This window comes from Gottfriedia sp. ABJ_BB2_2, from assembly GCF_055484705.1.
This window is the reverse complement of sequence record NZ_JBVFKR010000004.1, coordinates 206,982-224,263: the sequence shown is the minus strand read 5'-3', so window position 1 is coordinate 224,263 and position 17,282 is coordinate 206,982. Positions and strand designations below refer to the sequence as shown.

17 protein-coding genes are annotated in these 17,282 nt (G+C 33.8%); 4 read left to right on the top strand and 13 right to left on the bottom strand.

Features of this window, described 5'->3' with window-relative positions:
* Nucleotides 1-86: 86 nt before the first annotated feature.
* The 8 genes from ACX6U0_RS11920 to ACX6U0_RS11885 form a co-directional block, all read right to left on the bottom strand.
* On the bottom strand, nt 87-782 hold the full coding sequence (locus tag ACX6U0_RS11920; protein WP_464960149.1) for a Na-translocating system protein MpsC family protein: 696 nt from the start codon (nt 780-782) through the stop codon (nt 87-89).
* A gap of 250 nt (nt 783-1,032) precedes the next feature.
* The gene (locus ACX6U0_RS11915) at nt 1,033-2,097 is read right to left on the bottom strand and encodes an ATP-binding protein (RefSeq protein ID WP_464960148.1); all 1,065 of its coding nucleotides are present in this window, start codon (nt 2,095-2,097) and stop codon (nt 1,033-1,035) included.
* 415 nt (nt 2,098-2,512) lie between these two features.
* Entirely contained in the window at nt 2,513-3,496 is a 984-nt protein-coding gene (locus ACX6U0_RS11910; RefSeq protein ID WP_464960278.1) for a tRNA dihydrouridine synthase, read from the bottom strand.
* Between the two features lie 123 nt (nt 3,497-3,619).
* Complete coding sequence (rlmD, locus tag ACX6U0_RS11905) at nt 3,620-4,999, bottom strand: 23S rRNA (uracil(1939)-C(5))-methyltransferase RlmD (RefSeq protein ID WP_464960147.1); 1,380 nt, start codon at nt 4,997-4,999, stop codon at nt 3,620-3,622.
* A 15-nt stretch (nt 5,000-5,014) separates the two neighbouring features.
* On the bottom strand, nt 5,015-5,875 hold the full coding sequence (locus ACX6U0_RS11900) for a DNA-3-methyladenine glycosylase family protein (RefSeq protein ID WP_464960146.1): 861 nt from the start codon (nt 5,873-5,875) through the stop codon (nt 5,015-5,017).
* A gap of 390 nt (nt 5,876-6,265) precedes the next feature.
* A complete protein-coding gene (pdaA, locus tag ACX6U0_RS11895; protein ID WP_464960145.1) occupies nt 6,266-7,078 on the bottom strand; it encodes a delta-lactam-biosynthetic de-N-acetylase in 813 nt (270 codons plus the stop codon).
* Nucleotides 7,079-7,249: 171 nt separating this feature from the next.
* Nucleotides 7,250-8,773 carry a fumarate hydratase gene (locus ACX6U0_RS11890; protein ID WP_464960144.1) on the bottom strand — a complete coding sequence of 508 codons (1,524 nt, stop codon included), beginning with the start codon at nt 8,771-8,773 and terminating at the stop codon, nt 7,250-7,252.
* 123 nt (nt 8,774-8,896) lie between these two features.
* Nucleotides 8,897-9,067: an SE1561 family protein gene (locus tag ACX6U0_RS11885; RefSeq protein ID WP_088002123.1), complete on the bottom strand. Its 171-nt coding sequence runs from the start codon at nt 9,065-9,067 to the stop codon at nt 8,897-8,899.
* 188 nt (nt 9,068-9,255) lie between these two features.
* Here ACX6U0_RS11885 and yfkAB point away from each other — a divergent pair, with 188 nt between their 5' ends.
* Nucleotides 9,256-10,377 carry a radical SAM/CxCxxxxC motif protein YfkAB gene (yfkAB, locus tag ACX6U0_RS11880; RefSeq protein ID WP_464960143.1) on the top strand — a complete coding sequence of 374 codons (1,122 nt, stop codon included), beginning with the start codon at nt 9,256-9,258 and terminating at the stop codon, nt 10,375-10,377.
* A gap of 72 nt (nt 10,378-10,449) precedes the next feature.
* Here yfkAB and ACX6U0_RS11875 read toward each other — a convergent pair whose 3' ends face one another.
* The 4 genes from ACX6U0_RS11875 to cax form a co-directional block, all read right to left on the bottom strand.
* On the bottom strand, nt 10,450-11,730 hold the full coding sequence (locus tag ACX6U0_RS11875; RefSeq protein WP_464960142.1) for a purine/pyrimidine permease: 1,281 nt from the start codon (nt 11,728-11,730) through the stop codon (nt 10,450-10,452).
* 85 nt (nt 11,731-11,815) lie between these two features.
* A complete protein-coding gene (locus ACX6U0_RS11870; RefSeq protein WP_464960141.1) occupies nt 11,816-12,619 on the bottom strand; it encodes a YfkD family protein in 804 nt (267 codons plus the stop codon).
* A gap of 116 nt (nt 12,620-12,735) precedes the next feature.
* Nucleotides 12,736-13,341: a YczE/YyaS/YitT family protein gene (locus ACX6U0_RS11865; protein ID WP_464960140.1), complete on the bottom strand. Its 606-nt coding sequence runs from the start codon at nt 13,339-13,341 to the stop codon at nt 12,736-12,738.
* Between the two features lie 24 nt (nt 13,342-13,365).
* On the bottom strand, nt 13,366-14,424 hold the full coding sequence (cax, locus tag ACX6U0_RS11860; protein WP_464960139.1) for a calcium/proton exchanger: 1,059 nt from the start codon (nt 14,422-14,424) through the stop codon (nt 13,366-13,368).
* 226 nt (nt 14,425-14,650) lie between these two features.
* On the opposite strand from cax, the gene ACX6U0_RS11855 reads away from it, so the two are divergent.
* The 3 genes from ACX6U0_RS11855 to ACX6U0_RS11845 all read left to right on the top strand — a co-directional run bounded on the left by ACX6U0_RS11855 (nt 14,651) and on the right by ACX6U0_RS11845 (nt 16,588).
* On the top strand, nt 14,651-15,061 hold the full coding sequence (locus ACX6U0_RS11855; protein ID WP_464960138.1) for a pyridoxamine 5'-phosphate oxidase family protein: 411 nt from the start codon (nt 14,651-14,653) through the stop codon (nt 15,059-15,061).
* A gap of 322 nt (nt 15,062-15,383) precedes the next feature.
* Entirely contained in the window at nt 15,384-16,076 is a 693-nt protein-coding gene (locus ACX6U0_RS11850) for a cyclic nucleotide-binding domain-containing protein (RefSeq protein ID WP_464960137.1), read from the top strand.
* A 134-nt stretch (nt 16,077-16,210) separates the two neighbouring features.
* Nucleotides 16,211-16,588 (top strand): glyoxalase superfamily protein, encoded by a 378-nt coding sequence (locus ACX6U0_RS11845; protein ID WP_464960136.1) that lies wholly within the window; start codon nt 16,211-16,213, stop codon nt 16,586-16,588.
* A 75-nt stretch (nt 16,589-16,663) separates the two neighbouring features.
* Here the strand turns inward: ACX6U0_RS11845 and ACX6U0_RS11840 are convergent, their stop codons facing one another.
* On the bottom strand, nt 16,664-17,158 hold the full coding sequence (locus tag ACX6U0_RS11840; protein WP_464960135.1) for a VanZ family protein: 495 nt from the start codon (nt 17,156-17,158) through the stop codon (nt 16,664-16,666).
* Nucleotides 17,159-17,282 lie beyond the last annotated feature (124 nt).

Below are 17,282 nucleotides of genomic sequence, written 5' to 3'. Positions count from 1 at the left end.
CATCAGTACTACAACCTCACTTTCGAAAAAAGGCAAAAAAATACTGCCTGACATTAGCTTGCCCAGACAGTATCATCTTTATTTCTTTAATTAGTATATCCTTTGTTAAATATGAATATTAAATAACTTCTATTTTTATTAGAATCCCACATCATAAATAAATCTTCAATTGTCCGATTGAACATTTCTTCAAATAATTCTCGATGCTGATAATACCCTTTTTTTATTTCCCTAGCATTGGTAAATAATAATTCAGACTTTTCCTGCTCAACTAGCAAATAATCTAGTGGATTCATGACGCCTTTTGATTCAATTGCACAGATATTTTGGGTATACTTAACGACCTTGAGTTCTCCCGGGATTTTATGAAACTTTGAACCCACTTGTCGAACTAATTGAAATAATTTTCTCTCAAAACTGTCTTCTATCTTAGCATCTGGATTAAAACTATTATTCACTAATAGTAAAATACCTGAATTAGAATGATAGTTCCAGTCTTGATAGAGGGTGTCAAAGGAATTTTCTAATAGGTCTGATGCCTCCCTTAAAAGTTCTTCTGACAAGTTTGTAATGACTGTGGACCTGTATTTTGTTACTAAATAATATTCATGTTTGTTTGTTAAAATTTCCTCAGAAGGTGTCATAAAGTTACCAATATAAACATATAATCTGTTTGCTCTTAAAACCGCATAACAAGTTTCTGGACCTTTTCCAAATCCTCGCTTTATGATTTTACTAAAAATACTGCTAAGAGACACCAAATCTTCTTGAGTTGCAATCATTCAAATCCCCCTAAAAAAAAATAAAAAAGGCCTAACTTCACCAAAAAGGAAGTTAGGCCACAGTTCAGACGACTATAAAAATAGTTTCCACCATTTACCATTACATTTATTTAACGTATATGTAAAATCATCATATTCACAGAATTAAATGACTAATGACAGCAAGACATTAGACAAGTAATATATTACCACCATAATACATGGATAACAATAATTTTAAATGAAAAAATTAGGAAATACTAACAATTCATTACGAACATACAGGCAATTTCACATGGATGGAGGATCCCTTTGAATCGCTTTCTATGTATATATCTCCTTTATGCTCTTTTATGATTTGTCTGCTGACTAACATGCCAAGCCCTGTTCCATTTTCTTTTGTTGAAAAAAATGGCTGGCCTATTTTCTTAAGTATCTCCAGTGGAATGCCAGGTCCTTGATCAATGAAGCTGATATTAACTTGTTTGCCATCAATGGGGCTTCCATTTATTCGCAAAACTCCCCCATCAAGCATTGCCTCGATTGCATTTTTTATATAATTAATAAAAACTTGCTTCAATTGATTACTGTCCCCTAGGATACAGGTATTCATAAAATTGAACTCTTTTTCAATTTGAACATTGTTTAAGTTAGCTTGAGGAACCATTAAAGTAACTACATGCTCTAATATATCTTGAAGATGTATTCTTTCATATTTTTGCTTTGTTGGTTTAGCAAGTACCATTAATTCCTTTAAAATGACTTCAATTCGATCAATCTCTGAAAAAATGACATCATAATAGAATTTATTACCTTCAGTTTCTCCCATTAATAATTGTAAGAATCCTTTTATGGCTGTAATTGGATTTCGTATCTCATGGGCAATTCCAGCTGCTAACTGACCAGCAATCGCATGTTTTTCAGATAAACGAGATAATTTATTAATTAAGGTATGATACTCTTTTTCACGTTCAATCGAAAGTTTATGTTTCTTTATTAACGTAATATCTTTAAGAACTAAATATGAACCGATCATATCCTTTTCAAAATAAATTGGCATAGAAGTAATATTAACATCTATGATTCTTCCTTCTGTTCCTTGTATCTGAGCATCGAAATTATCGAGTTTCTCTTGAGCTCTACATTTAAAAAAGGTAAGCGTTTGATTTAAAAACTCTTTGATAAAAAGTTTATGTAATGACGAATGTTGTAAGGTTTCTCTTGAAGAGCCCAATAGTTGTTCACAGGTTTCACTGGCGTATTCAATATTTCCCTTTAAATCAATTAATAAATATGCATCATGACTTGTTGATAAGACGAAGAAATCCTTATCCATTTTTGTATCTCTAAATTCTTTTAAAAGAACACTTTTTCGGTCGATTCCATGCGTAGTGATAAGGAAGCCCCCCTCTTTTTAATTAAATGACATAAAAAAAGCCACAATAAGAGCAGATTAATCCTACTACTTACTGTGGCTTTAAAATCTAGCATACTATTCTAGAATTCGTTACCGAAAAATATGAAATTATAGAATACATTTTGATTTAGAATAGAGCATCAAACCCTATATCCAATTTAAATATATTATATTTTTTGAATTTTAGCAATAGTATATCGGTAGTTTCTTTCAAAACCAAGATTTTCATCTTCAATACAATCATTGTATTACTACTTTACAAGTAAAAATAAAGCAACTCATAGATCATAAAAAAGGGCAATAAATCTTAGATAGATTCATTGCCTTTTTTATTTTACTGTTGCCCAATTTCATCTTGATTCTTTAACTCAAATTGATCCAGCATTGCACGCACTTCATCTGTTGATTCAGTGTTCATTAATTGATTTCTTAGTTCACTTGCGCCTCTAAATCCACGAACATATATCTTAAAAAAGCGATGGAGAGCCTTGAACGAACGCTGGACCAAATTTGAATATTGATCATGTAGATCGAGATGCAATCTTAAAAGATTAAGCAATTCCTTACTACTATGATCTCTCGGCTCCTTTTCAAAGGCAAATGGATTATGGAAAATACCACGCCCTATCATTACCCCATCAATACCATATTGTTGAGCGAGCTTTAAGCCTGTTTGACGGTCAGGAATATCCCCATTGATCGTTAAGAGTGTATCTGGTGCCACTTCGTCTCGAAGTTTCTTTATCTCAGGGATTAATTCCCAATGAGCATCCACTTTGCTCATTTCATCTCTTGTACGGAGATGGATGGAAAGATTGGCAATGTCTTGTTTTAATATGTGAGTTAGCCAGTCGCGCCATTCGTCTACCTCACTGAAACCAAGCCTTGTTTTTACACTTACGGGTAATCCTCCTGCTTTTGCTGCTTGTATTAACTCAGCTGCAACTTCTGGACGACGGATCAGGCCGCTTCCCTTCCCATGCTGTGCCACATTCGGTACAGGACAGCCCATATTGATATCCAAACCACGAAACCCTAGTTCTGCCATACCAATACTCATTTGTCGAAAGAATTCAGGCTTGTCTCCCCATATATGGGCTACCATTGGCTGTTCATCCTCTGTGAAAGCCAAACGCCCACGTACACTTTGTTTCCCTTCTGGGTGGCAATAACTCTCACTGTTTGTAAACTCTGTAAAAAATACATCAGGTCTGGCTGCTTCACTTACTACATGACGAAAAACAACATCCGTCACATCTTCCATTGGCGCCAGTACAAAAAAAGGTTTTGGTAATTCACGCCAAAAATTATTTATCATAATTACATTCAAATCCTCTCATTATGTGATACCAGGTCTTAGATAGTTGTATCTTATTTCATATTGGTGGTTATCGTTACAGATCCACTATTAAAAAGGCAGCTCCTATAAGGACTTGCTGCCTTATTTTAAAACGAGTTGAGCCACACACTCTACATGAGCCGTATGCGGAAACATATCAACAGGTTGTAAATATTTCACTTCATAGGCTGAACTTAACACCTTTAAATCTCTAGCTAGTGTTGAAGGATTACATGAAACGTAAACTAGTTTCTTTGGTTGTATTTTTAAAACTGTTTTTAAAAATTCTTCATCACAGCCAGTTCTTGGTGGGTCAGTTATGATTACATCAGGCTTCCAACCTTCTCTTAGCCATTTCGGTAACACCTGTTCTGCATGTCCAGCTTCGTAATGAGTATTTGTAAATCCGTGACTTAAGGCATTTTGTTTCGCATCAATGATGGCTTCTTTTGTAATGTCCATTCCACGAACTTCTTTTGCTTCTTTTGCAAGCCAAAGTCCAATTGTTCCAACGCCACAATAAGCATCTACCACTTTTTCTGATCCAGTTAATGCCGCTGCTTTTTTAACTTCATCGTATAGTTTTACAGTTTGTTCAGGATTCAGTTGGAAAAATGCTCTTGCAGATAGTTCAAATGATAAATCGCCAAGTTTTTCTTCGATGACTTCTTCTCCTGCTAAATAAACAGTTTCGCGTCCAAAAATAACAGAAGTCATTTGATTGTTAATGTTTTGCATTAAACTTGTTACTTCAGGCATTCTCTTCTTAATTTCACTAATTAATTCAGCTTTTTGAGGAAACTCTTTTGCACCAGTTACTAAAACTAATTGAATTTGACCTGTACGTAAGCCAACTCTAGCTACAATTGTACGTATTACACCTTTATTTTTTCGTTCATTATAAACTGGAATATTTAAACGTGTTAAGATTTTCTTCACTTTACCAGTTACTTTATTTAAATCTTCATGTTGAATCGGGCAATGACCGATGTCTACAACATTATGCGAGTTTTGTGAATACAAACCAGCAATGATTTTGTTTTTTTCCAATCCAGTTTGTAGTTGACTTTTGTTACGATAATTCCAAGGATTCTCCATTCCAATGGTCTCTCTAATTGGAGTTTTTTCTAATAAATCCTTCGCGTACTTTTCCATCGCTTGAACGACGATGTCTTTTTTATATCCAAGCTGCCCTTCATAAGAAGCATGTTGAATTTGACATCCACCGCACTTATCATAAATTTTACAAGTAGGCTCTACTCGCTCAGATGATGCTTTTCGGATTCTTTGAATCTTACCTTCTGCAAATCCATTTCGTACATTTGTCACTTCTGCAACTACTTCTTCACCTGGTAAAGCACCTTTGATGAATACAACTTGTCGCTTAAAATATCCAACACCTTCCCCATTAATACCAATCCTTTTGATTGTAATTGGGAAGCTCTGTCCAACCTCTAATTTATTTGTTAATTGATTACTCATTGTTTTACAACTCCATTATTCTATGCTCTTCCAAAGATACAGTGCTGCATAGCTTCCATATGGTGAAGCTTGCTCTTTTACATATTCCATTATCTCTTTAGAAGGTTTTCCATCTAAATTTAACAGTTTTTGAAGTGCTATTTGAATCCCTACATCTCCAACTGGAAAAATGTCTTTTTTACCTAAACCAAATAAGAGGAAGTTTTCGACTGTCCATGGTCCAACTCCTTTTAGTTTAAGTAGCTCTTTTCCAATTTCTTCAGAAGGTAAGTCTCTATATTCTTCATGCCTCAAAGTGCCTTCACTCCAGGCTTTTGCGATTCCGATCATATATTCAGCTTTTCGAACGCTTAGCTGTAAATCTCTTAATTCTTCGATTGTTAAAGATGCAATTTTTTCGGGAGAGGGAAAAAACCAGGCATTTTCGATGCGCTCTCCATACATTCGTACAAATCTCTTTGTTACCTGTATCGCAAAGCTTCGTTGAATTTGTTGATGAATAATACACGAAATCAAACATGCAAAAGGATCATTAGAAACGGTAATTGGTGTGTGTGCGAATTGGTCTACAAGAGGTGAAATGGTTGTCTGTCTTAAATGATGATGTAAATGGTCAAATTGAGTTTCCAATTGCAAAATAGTATAAACTTCTTCTATAACTTTTTCTTTATTAGGGTGCCCACTATTTATCTCAAACAATACTGGATCATCACTTATCCTTTTTACCTTTACAACTGCATATTCACCGTCAATATACAATGGAATACTTAAACGCTTCTCTGCCGAATGGACTGAGAAAGTTGGCTCGTGTTCTAATCTTTTTAGAACTTCATCCCATTGATAAGGTGTTTTTAATGCTACCTCTTCCTTCCACATTTTCCGTTTCCTCCTTTCATACTCTGTTGAGTATTATAGCACATGGTGAACAATCGAAGAAATTTCAGTATGAATAAAAAACTAGAGAATAATCTCTAGTTTCAGTCTGATAACCTTTTGTTTCGGTAGTTGTTTTTAAATGTTTTTTATTATGGGTTTTTCTTCGAATCAAACTCGCTTCAAACGACAAAAAAGCTTGGGGACTAACCAAGCTTCGTGTCTATTGTATTATAGGTATTAGGAAATTTTCAACATATTCGTTCGATTGGTTTGGTTGCAATACTATCCAATACTAGGGTGTGTATTAATTGCATCACTTAAAATGATAATGATATCAATTCCATCGCTAATCGTTTTTATCGTTTTGTTACTAGTGTCAAATTTAAAAGCTTATTTTGGAACGTAAAAATAAGGATTAAAGCCGCTTCGTTCCATCATTAAATCATCTAAACTTCTAAATGTGTAGCCCCTTTTAAGTAAGGCTGTGATGACCGCATCCATTGCTTCTGCATTATCCTTTGATACAGTATGCATTAAGATGACTGCTCCTGGATGAATGAGCTTCATAACATTATCATAAGCATATTTCCATCCACGCTGTTGATCGATTTTCCAATCTACATAAGCAAGCGACCAAAATATATTATCATATCCTGCTTTGTTAACGACTGCTAGTGTGCGTTCACTAAAAATACCTCGTGCAGGGCGGAAATATTTCATATCATCTCGTCCAGTTAATTCTTGATATGCCATTTTCACCTGTTCTAATTCTTGTAGGATCTTATCATCACTTATCGTTGTCATATCAGGGTGACTCCATGAATGATTACCAACAATATGGCCTTCGTTCACCATCCGTTTGACTAATTCCGGATTTGTTTTAATATAATGACCCGTAATAAAAAATGTTGCTGGTACATCATGCTTTTTTAGCACATCTAAAAATTTTGGTGTAAAACCATTTTCATAGCCATTATCAAAGGTTAAATATATATCCTTTTTAGATGTATTTCCTAAATAAACCGATCCGGTGTTTTCGAGCATTTTATTAAATGCCGCTCCAGCATCTGGAGGTACCTCATTTTTTGTACGAGCAATACCCCAATGCTGTGGTGCATTACTGTATGCAAACGTCGATAATGGTGTTAACAAGAAAAAAGCGATACATAATGCAACATAGCTTGCCAACTTTCTCAATTTCATTCACCTCACTTTTTTTGTAGTATTTGTAAATACGTTGGAAATATGAAAGAAATAAACTAGTTTTTATCTCCGAAAACCAAATTAGCTACTTTTTTGCCCTTTATTAGTGCTCCACCAATATAAAAAAGCAATGTTATCCAATCGAATAACACTGCTTTTAATCTTTACATATTAAAATACTTTTTCTGCCATTGTAGCTAACTTTTGAAGTGAATCTTGATCTACTTCTTGATGCAATGAATTTCCATGAGAATCCATTGTTACAACCGCTTTGAAATCTTCAACTTGAAGATGCCACATTGCTTCTGGAATTCCAAATTCTAGGAAGTCGACACCTTTTACTTCTTTAATACATTGTGCGTAATATTGAGCTGCCCCACCAATCGCATTTAGATAAACACCACCGTGTTCTCCTAAAGCTTTTAATGTTTTTGCACCCATACCGCCTTTACCGATTACTGCACGAATGCCAAATTTTTTCATGATATCACCTTGATACGGCTCCTCACGAATGCTTGTAGTTGGTCCAGCTGCTTTAATTTGATAATTTCCGTCTGAGTCCTTTACAACTACAGGTCCACAGTGATAGATAATTTGACCATTTAAATCTACTGGAGAATCATGGTCATTTAAATGATGATGAATTGCGTCACGGCCAGTGTACATCATACCACTAATTGAAACAACATCACCAACTCGAAGCTCGCGAATTTGTTCTTCTGTAATAGGAGCAACTAATTTCACTTCACGAGGTTGTTCACCAGATTCATTTGTTTCACTTGTGAAGCTGATTTCTTCTCCATCACGATAAATCCATTCAGAAATTTCACCAGACTCCGCATGTATTTTCATACCTAAACGACGGAAAGCCCAGCAATTATACGCTACAGATACAAAAAAGCTTGCTGGTAGACGGTTGATTACACCAATTTTACATCCTAGTAAAGTAGTTTCTCCTCCAAAGCCCATCGTCCCAACACCAAGCTTATTTGCATTTTCTAGAATATAATCTTCCATTGCTTTAAGCTCTTCAATTGGATTCACATCATCAGTTAAACGGAATAATTGATCCTTCGCAAGCTCGTACCCACTCGTACGGTCTCCACCGATTCCTACTCCAATAAAGCCTGCGCTACAGCCTTGTCCTTGTGCTTGATAAACACTGTGAAGTATGCACTTTCGAATACCATCTAAATCACGACCTGCTTTACCAAGTCCTTCTAATTCACAAGGTAGACTATATTGAATGTTTTTATTTTCACATCCGCCACCTTTTAAGATTAAACGAATATCAATATAATCATTTTCATGTTGTTCAAATTTAATAACCGGTGTGCCTGGTCCTAAGTTATTTCCACTGTTTTTACCAAACAACGAATCAACTGAATTTGGACGAAGCTTTCCGTCTTTTGTTGCTTGTTCCATTGCTGCAAAGATTGCTTTTTTTATTTCAAGCTGGTTTACACCAACTGGAGTTTTCACTTTAAATGTAGGCATTCCCGTATCCTGACAAATCGGTGAAACGTCACCCTCAGCCATCATAATATTATTTGTAATCGTTTCCAATGCGATGGCACTTCTTGTACCTGCACTCTCATTAGCTTTTGCTTGTCGAATTGCTTTACGCACATCCTTCGGTAGGTTCGTTGATGTTTCTACAATTAACTGATATATACTTTCTTGTAACTGTTGCATACTGCTCCCCCTCAACCCTTTATAAAAAAGAAAGAATTTTCCCCTTTTCATTATAATACAATTTCATATAAACGGTTGTATAAAAACATTCCATTCATGAAAAAAAGCCCATTTATATGGACTTTAATCTACTTGATTCACTTCACGACATTTACTTTCAATATCATCTAACACTGATAATAACTGATCTAATTCATCTAAACTAATCTCTTCTGCTTCTAATGATTCAATTGTTTCCATTACTGAATGAAAACGTTCTTTAATGTATGATAATTGCTCAACTGAGTTTGCCACGAATCTACACTCCTCTTCTACATTTTACAATATATTATACCCTTCTCTGTCTATATATCGAAGCTTTTCGACACTTTTTTAATTTATTTCTATACAATCCTTACTTTTCTTACTTATAATAGTTGAGGAAAAATCTATTTATATTATTTATCACTGATAGGTGCTAATGCACCTGAAGGAGTTTTTTTATGAAAAATGTATTGCAACAAATTACACCTACTTATGATCCTTGGGAAGCATATATGGATGTAGAAGAGTACGGGAAAAACATACTAACAAATGTAGAATTTACAACAACGACCATCTGCAATATGAGATGCGAGCATTGTGCAGTTGGATATACATTACAGCCGAAGGATCCTAATGCTTTACCAATCGATTTAATATTACAACGATTAGAAGAAATTGAACATTTACGTTGTATTAGTATTACCGGTGGTGAACCCATGCTTTCAAATAAAATGGTTGATCGCTATGTTGTACCATTACTTAAATATGCTCATGAACGTGGTGTTCGCACACAAATCAATTCAAATCTTACATTAGATTTTGGACGTTATGAAAAAATTATTCCATACTTAGATGTATTACATATCTCACATAACTGGGGAACAGTTGATGAATTTGTAGAAGCTGGATTTGCCATGATGGAGCGTAAACCTACTTACGAACAACGTGCAAAATTATTTGATAATATGATTGAAAATAGTCGACGACTAGTAGAAGCAGGCGTTATGGTTTCTGCTGAAACGATGTTAAATAAACGTACACTTCCTTATTTAGAAAAAATCCATCGTCAAATTGTAGAAGAAATGAAGTGCCAACGTCATGAAGTACACCCTATGTATCCAAGTGATTTTGCAAGTAACTTAGAGGTACTTTCAAAAGAGGAACTTCGTGAAGCAATTTCAACATTATTAAATGTACGTGATCAAGAAACGTGGATGCTTTTTGGAACATTACCTTTCTATCCATGTAGTGATAATGAACAAGATATTGAAATCATCCAAAGATTATATGCTAGCAAAAATGTTACATTACGTAATGATCCTGATGGACGTTCACGATTAAATGTAAATATATTTGATGGAAGTATTATCGTAACTGACTTTGGTGATGTGCCTCATTTAGGAAACATACAAGAAAATACACTACAACAAGCATATGATACTTGGTCAGCCTCAAAAACTGCAGTTGAATTAAGTTGTCACTGTCCCGCTGTTAAATGTCTTGGACCTAATATTCTTGTAAAAAATAGCTATTATCCTAATACAGATTTTACAACTAAAAAGACAAAGCTATCTAAATAATAATAAAAAAGATCCTTTTTATTAGAGTGGGTTCACTCCAAAAAAGGGATCTTTTTTTTATTATGATTCTTTTCATACTTTTATTTTCGATCTTCTTTTTTGTATTTGCTCAAATATAACAGCAATGATTGTTCCAAAAACCAATCCATTACTGAAAATTGAAGCTAGAGTTGGAGAAAGAGACGCAAACGAATCCAAAGGTACAAACATTGCCCCAATCCCGATAAAAACAGCTACACTCACGATTTCATATGCACTCTTTTTATTTTCTATTGCGTCTAACTCTTTAAAAGCCAAAGTCAATATGCTTGAAAATACAGGAAAGATTGCTGCATATCCAACTGCTTCTGGAATAGAAGATACAAATGCGGTAAGAGGAGAAATTAGACTGATGATAATGATAATAATAGATCCATATATAAATGGCATTTTTTTCGTTAGTTTTGTGTTCTCAATAAAACCAGCAGAACCTGAAATCGGAACAGCACCAATTGCAGAAAATAAGCCCCCTAACAGATGGATCAACCCTGCCATTTTACCTGATGAATTGTATATATCTTCTTTAAAGCTAACTCCTTGCTTTTTCATAACAATTTGTACAACTTTAATGGAAGCCAACATATTAGCTAACAATAAAAAAGTAATAACGACAATTAATACAATCATATTTCCTTTATAAATTGGTTTTCCAAACGCAAAGATTTCTGGAATTTTAAAAATCGAATCTACATGTTGAATTGAATTAGAAGCATCGAAAATATAAAATAATACCCAGCCTAAAATTAAACTAATCAGGATTGAAAATTGTCCGAGCTTCGAGTGTTTTGATAAAACGATTGAAAGTATGACAATAAATGCTGACAAACCCAATACTTTTAAATTAACTGAGTTATTTACTCTACTTAATCCATACATTCCTTTTATGAACGAACCGCTTAACTGAGCTACAAGTAAAATTAAATATGTACTGACAACGACTGGTGTAATCAAATTAGCGATTTTTTGAATATACCCTAAAAACCCCAATAGAAGGAATATTACACCACTTAATAAAAATGCAAATTGAATGACTTGGAGCGTTTCAATATGTGAACCGTATAAAATAACCCCTAAACCAGCATATAAAGTAATCACACTCCACCATAATCCTGCTGGACCTTCTTGAATCGGTAATCTGTGACCTTTCCATGCCTGTAAAATCCCAGCAATTCCAAGAACGAATAATGTTCTTTGCACATATTCAACTGTTTCAATTCCGCTCAAACCGTAAATGGAGGCAATTGAGATCGGAGCTACAATACTACCCGCTAATATAAAAAGTGTCCATTGGACCGACGATAAAAATAATTTCATTCAGTCACTCTCCCCATTAAAACTAAAAAAGAACAAACTTAAACTAAAAAGTAGTAAGCCTGCCCTTCTCTATTTGATCTATATTTTACTTTGGTTGGGATGTTGCTATATATCCAAACGAAACATAGTCTTGAACGGGAATCCATGCACCGATTCCTTGAGAAACTACATTTTTAACCTGAAGTGTTTTTTTGTTCCCTTTTAAGATTAAGTAGACTTCACCAAAAGTTACCTTACCTTTTTCATTTACAGCTGGTGCGTATGTGTATAAATAACCAAGTTGCTTCGGTGGCACATTATATACTCTTTCGTTTTTAGTACCAGCACCAATCACCGTTTGAAACGCTAAAGGTAGCGTAGTTTTTTCTGAAGCCCTGTGCATCATCAAATTAATAACATCGTCTGAATCACGTACTTTTGCTGTTAATCCACCACGAATAATATGCTGAGCATTTTGATAGTATTTAACACGTTTATAGTGTTTTTCACCACGATTATCAAGATAATTCGTATTTATTTTTTTATATTGCCAATTGACAGTTGTCTCATTTGATTCATAATTTAATGGCCAAACTCCTAAAAAAATCTTTGCATTATATCCAACTGCAAATGGAGCTCTTCCAACTGAAGATTCATTAAACATCCGAATCAAATTAGGATTTTCAATTTTTACATTGGAAGATTTAAGTAATTGCTTTGCAAACTCTCCTGGTTGTAACTCCGGTAAATCTTGAGATGGATTTGGATAGGTATTTTCTTTCGACACATTTGCAGCAAAACCTGGGACATTAACTTCTGGTTTCGCCGCATCAGTATGTTGTAAATTTGTTAATAAAATAAGTAAAAAAACTATATTTAACAGTATGAATGGCTTTATCCATTTAGACATATTCATGCCCCTTTCGGTATAAAGAAATGTATTTATTCTTAGCATGAACATATTTTGTAAATATATGTATTTGTGAAATATTCTCTTCTCAATTTTACATGTCAAAAAATTGTTATTTACGTAGTAAGTTTTATATAAAGTTTTTCGATTGGGATTCTGATTCTTTGTAATAGAGGACCAATACTAAACGTAATTAGTAAAGTCCCAATTCCAATAGGACCATGTAATAAAAACGCAATGACTAAAGCAAATACTTCACCAATTGTCTTTCCTACTCCCAAACTAACGCCAAAACGTTTATTTAAAGAAATCATTAAATCATCGATTGGACTTAAAGGGAATTTTGCTTGTAAATATATCGCAATACCTAAAGTCATAGCGAAAATAGAAATAATTAATTGTAGATATCTTGTATATGTATTTGCTGCAAAAATATGCTCCAAATCGATATATAACCATAAATCAAGAAACCTACCGATCAAAATAAATGTGATTGCGGCTAACCAATCAGGTCTCTTTTTCTGTAAAAAAGCATTTACAAATAAAAGAATAGATGAATTAATAATAATCCATGTTCCAACCGTTAACCCAAAGGTTGTCGATTCTCCTACAGCTAATGCATCCCAAGCACTTGCACCTTTTCCCGCTGTAATTGCTAAACTAATTCCCAATGTCAAAATTAATAACCCGATTACGTAAAATAATATCCTAGTTATTCTCAAGTATTACCACCTTCAATTCAATCTTTATAATAAATAGAAACCGATTCCCATAATAACATACGCTCCTAAAAGTGTTAACCCTTCAAACCAGTTTGTGTCCCCATCATTCATTATGGCAATCGTTAAAAATACCGATGTTACCATTGAAACTAGTTCGGGAATTGAGAAAATCAAAGGCATTCTATGATTCATAAATAATGACAGAATAACTAATACTGGTGCAACAAACATAGCTATTTGAAGAGAGGAACCTACAGCTATTTCTACTGCAACCCCGACTCTATTTTTATAGGCCATAACAATTGCAGAAGCATGCTCTGCTGCATTTCCTACAATAGCAACGACAATAATACCAATAAACAACTCTGTCCAGCCAAATTTTTCTCCAACAGTTGAGAAAGTATGAACTAAATTCTCAGATACATATCCAACGGCTACTGTTGCAATCGCTAAAATCAGTATTGCTTTCCATTTGCCCCACTCTGCTGTTTCATGTTCTTCTATTTCTTCTTGTCCCTTCGCAACATATACGCCTCGGTGCGTAACAAGTTTAAAGTATAAAGCCGCTAAATATAAAACCATTAAAATAATCGATACACCAACACTTAATGTCATCGTATCTGCTTTATCCATTCGATCAGCAAAAATGGCAGGAATGACAAAGGCTAGTACAACTGCAAAAATTAATAAACCTGAATTATGTCTAGCATCGTACACATTAAAGTTTTGACGCTTGTACTTTAATCCCCCAACAAAAAATGAAAGACCTCCAACAAGCAATAAGTTTCCAATTACAGAACCTGTTAGTGAAGCTAATACAACTTCAACTAAACCTTCTCTCAATGCAAAAATAGCAATAATTAATTCAACTGCATTCCCAAAGGTCGCATTCAACAGTCCTCCAATACGAGGACCTGCTACAATTGCAAGACTCTCTGTAGCTCGACCCATAATACCTGCCAAAGCAACAATTGTCACACAATAAATGACAAATAAGATGATTTCATTCCAATGCATGATACTCCCAAGAACAGATAGTGGAACACCGATAAAGGAAATAATAAAAAACAAACGATGAGCCATTATAAACCTCCTAAAAAAATATTACTTACAACTATCATATGCAAAAGACACAAAAAAATAGGTTTAAATCAAAATCAATTAACAAAGACTTAAAAGAGTAACGGTTCTCTTAGATCAATCCAGCCTAATAACAAGTTACACGCGTACTAAATGTAAAGCTCATTACTAAAATAACAATCCGTATCCGTTTATCCCTGTATCGTGGGTCAATGAAAGGAGTTTTATTATGAATCAAGAAAATATAATGAAGGTGTTAAAAGCAGAACAACTAGGAATTTTCACAACAATACGAGAGGACTTTCCACATAGTTGTTTTATGATTTTTTTCTTCAGAGGATTAACACCTTATATTGCAACTCATAAAGAATCTAAAAAAGTGGACGATATTAAAAATAATCCTAATGTCCATCTACTAATTGGACATGATGGAAATCAATTAGACGACAATTTTGTTGAAATGTACGCTAAAGCTGAAGTAGTAGAAAATGCAAATGCTGAGGATAAAGTGTGGACAGATGAATTATCTAAATGGATTAAAGGTCCAGATGACCCGAATTACATATTAATTAAAATGCAACCCGTTAAAGTTGGTTATGTAGCTCATGCAGGTGCAGAACCGGACTTCATTTCTCTTTAACAAACGATAAAATGCTCTTAAACCTTATCAATTACTGATAAGGTTTTTTAGAAACACTAAAGATAAAAGTTTATTACAATGGAAGGTGCGAGATTCCTGTGGGAGATGCGGGAAGGCTGAGACCCCGCAGGGCACCGAGGTGGCTCTGCTCACGCCCCACGGAAAAGGAAGCATCCTTGAGTTGTAACTAACGCATTTCTTATAAAAATACACTAGAAGCTTTTTACAATGAGGTTTAATAAAAAGGACATATGTCCTTTTTTTGTGTAATAAATTATATTTTAATAAATATATCCTTTGGTGATTGATAGGAGATTTTATCATGCGTGAATTGGTAAACCAAGATTTATTAAAACAATATGTTACACAATATAAATTAGACGATATATTTGAAAATCAAGTCATTCAGGAAATGAAATTATTTCAGTTTGATGAAGGCGACCTTATATGTAGCAATGGACAGTTTCTTGATCGTTTATATTTTTTGGTTAAAGGTAAATTAAAGATTTCTGTTATTTTACCTAACGGAAAGTCATTATTACTTCGATTTAATAATCCTTTGGCTCTAATTGGTGATGTTGAATTTATCAATAACTCTGAAGTAAGAAGTAATGTTGAAGCCGTAAAAAGTAGTATATTAATTGGCATTCATAATAAGTTACTTCACGAAACCCAATCAAACAATCCTGATTTCCTAAAATTTCTTCTAAAAAATGTAAGCTATAAACTATATACTTTTTCAAATATTTCTAGCTTAAATCTTTTATTCCCAGTCGAAAATCGTTTTGCAAGTTATCTTGCATCAACGCTATTAGATGATTCATCTTTTGTAAATGAAATAAAATCTTCTAAGCTTACCGAAATTGCGGAACTTTTGGGGACAAGCTATCGTCATTTAAATAGGGTCGTAAATAAATTTTGTAAGGAAGAAATAATTGAACGTAAAAAAGGTAGTTTACTAGTAAAAAATATGGAAAAGCTCAAAATGTTATCCAATGGAAGTATTTATGAATAGAGCAAGATCGTATGTAGCATTCCTGTGTATAAAATAAAGTATTTCAATCATTAAGTGTTCAGGGAAGGAATTTCTATATAATTGAAGAATTATGTCTTAGTGAGTTTAGACAATTCCGCCTTTGGAGGTTAAAAATGGAACAAGAATTAATCGAGTATCATGATATTACGCCAATATTTCGTATTTATGATATCGCAAAAGCGCAGGAGTTTTATATACATTTCCTAGATTTCCAACTAGACTGGGAGCATCAATACGAAAATAATTTCCCCATTTATATGCAAGTATCACGAGGAAACTGCGTGATTCATTTATCAGAACACCACGGTGATTGTAGTCCTGGCTCTGCAATTAGAGTGAAAGTAAATAACATTGTATCTCTACACTCAACATTATTAGCGAAAAACTTTAAATACAATAAACCTGGTCTTGAAAAAACACCATGGAATACAAAAGAAATAACAGTTATAGATCCTTTTTCGAACAAGATTACTTTTTTTGAAAGTTTGTAAACTAAAGATTGCCTCCCTATTTTATATACTTTATCAAAAAAAGACATTGACTATTAGTTCAATGTCTTTTCACTTTTATTTCTTCTTATAAAATTTTTTATATAGGATGAAAAATAAACAAGCTCCTACTAATGCACCACACGAATCAATTACAACGTCTTGAATAAGTGGTGTTCGATCTGCTGTAAATGATTGATGGAACTCATCTGAAGCTGCGTAAAGGATCGTTAACACTAGACCACTAATAAAGAATTTTTGTCTATACACACTTACTAATCTTGTAGTAAAGAAAGCAAGTAAACAAAATACTGAAAAGTGAGCAAGCTTACGCATGAAGAACTCTACGAAACCAGCACTTCCTAAGTGATGTATACTGATTTCTTTGCCAGCATATGTAAAATGGACAAAATCGAATTGCTCAACGAAACTATACATCCCATTCAAATCATTTAATTGCGGTCTTATATCCTGATCCCCATATGGTGTAGATGATGAATAAAAAATACCACCTGCTATTAATAGTACGGGTAGCCAATAACGAATAAATTTATGATCTAAAATGGTCCTCAATCCTTATTCTTTTATTTTCTTAATACACCTATAATAGTTCAAGTTTTATTAATGGGTCAATTTCCGGTTGTTTCTTCTTCTTTATTTATAGAAGGATTTAAATTATATCCTTTTTCATGAAAAT

What these genes read in the sequence shown, in the direction of transcription:
- ACX6U0_RS11920 (WP_464960149.1), bottom strand. Translation starts at nt 782, where the DNA reads ATGATTGCAACTCAAGAAGATTTGGTGTCTCTTAGCAGTATTTTTAGT.
- ACX6U0_RS11915 (WP_464960148.1), bottom strand. Translation starts at nt 2,097, where the DNA reads ATGGATAAGGATTTCTTCGTCTTATCAACAAGTCATGATGCATATTTA.
- ACX6U0_RS11910 (WP_464960278.1), bottom strand. Translation starts at nt 3,496, where the DNA reads ATGATAAATAATTTTTGGCGTGAATTACCAAAACCTTTTTTTGTACTG.
- rlmD (WP_464960147.1), bottom strand. Translation starts at nt 4,999, where the DNA reads ATGAGTAATCAATTAACAAATAAATTAGAGGTTGGACAGAGCTTCCCA.
- ACX6U0_RS11900 (WP_464960146.1), bottom strand. Translation starts at nt 5,875, where the DNA reads ATGTGGAAGGAAGAGGTAGCATTAAAAACACCTTATCAATGGGATGAA.
- pdaA (WP_464960145.1), bottom strand. Translation starts at nt 7,078, where the DNA reads ATGAAATTGAGAAAGTTGGCAAGCTATGTTGCATTATGTATCGCTTTT.
- ACX6U0_RS11890 (WP_464960144.1), bottom strand. Translation starts at nt 8,773, where the DNA reads ATGCAACAGTTACAAGAAAGTATATATCAGTTAATTGTAGAAACATCA.
- yfkAB (WP_464960143.1), top strand. Translation starts at nt 9,256, where the DNA reads ATGAAAAATGTATTGCAACAAATTACACCTACTTATGATCCTTGGGAA.
- ACX6U0_RS11875 (WP_464960142.1), bottom strand. Translation starts at nt 11,730, where the DNA reads ATGAAATTATTTTTATCGTCGGTCCAATGGACACTTTTTATATTAGCG.
- ACX6U0_RS11870 (WP_464960141.1), bottom strand. Translation starts at nt 12,619, where the DNA reads ATGTCTAAATGGATAAAGCCATTCATACTGTTAAATATAGTTTTTTTA.
- cax (WP_464960139.1), bottom strand. Translation starts at nt 14,424, where the DNA reads ATGGCTCATCGTTTGTTTTTTATTATTTCCTTTATCGGTGTTCCACTA.
- ACX6U0_RS11855 (WP_464960138.1), top strand. Translation starts at nt 14,651, where the DNA reads ATGAATCAAGAAAATATAATGAAGGTGTTAAAAGCAGAACAACTAGGA.
- ACX6U0_RS11850 (WP_464960137.1), top strand. Translation starts at nt 15,384, where the DNA reads ATGCGTGAATTGGTAAACCAAGATTTATTAAAACAATATGTTACACAA.
- ACX6U0_RS11845 (WP_464960136.1), top strand. Translation starts at nt 16,211, where the DNA reads ATGGAACAAGAATTAATCGAGTATCATGATATTACGCCAATATTTCGT.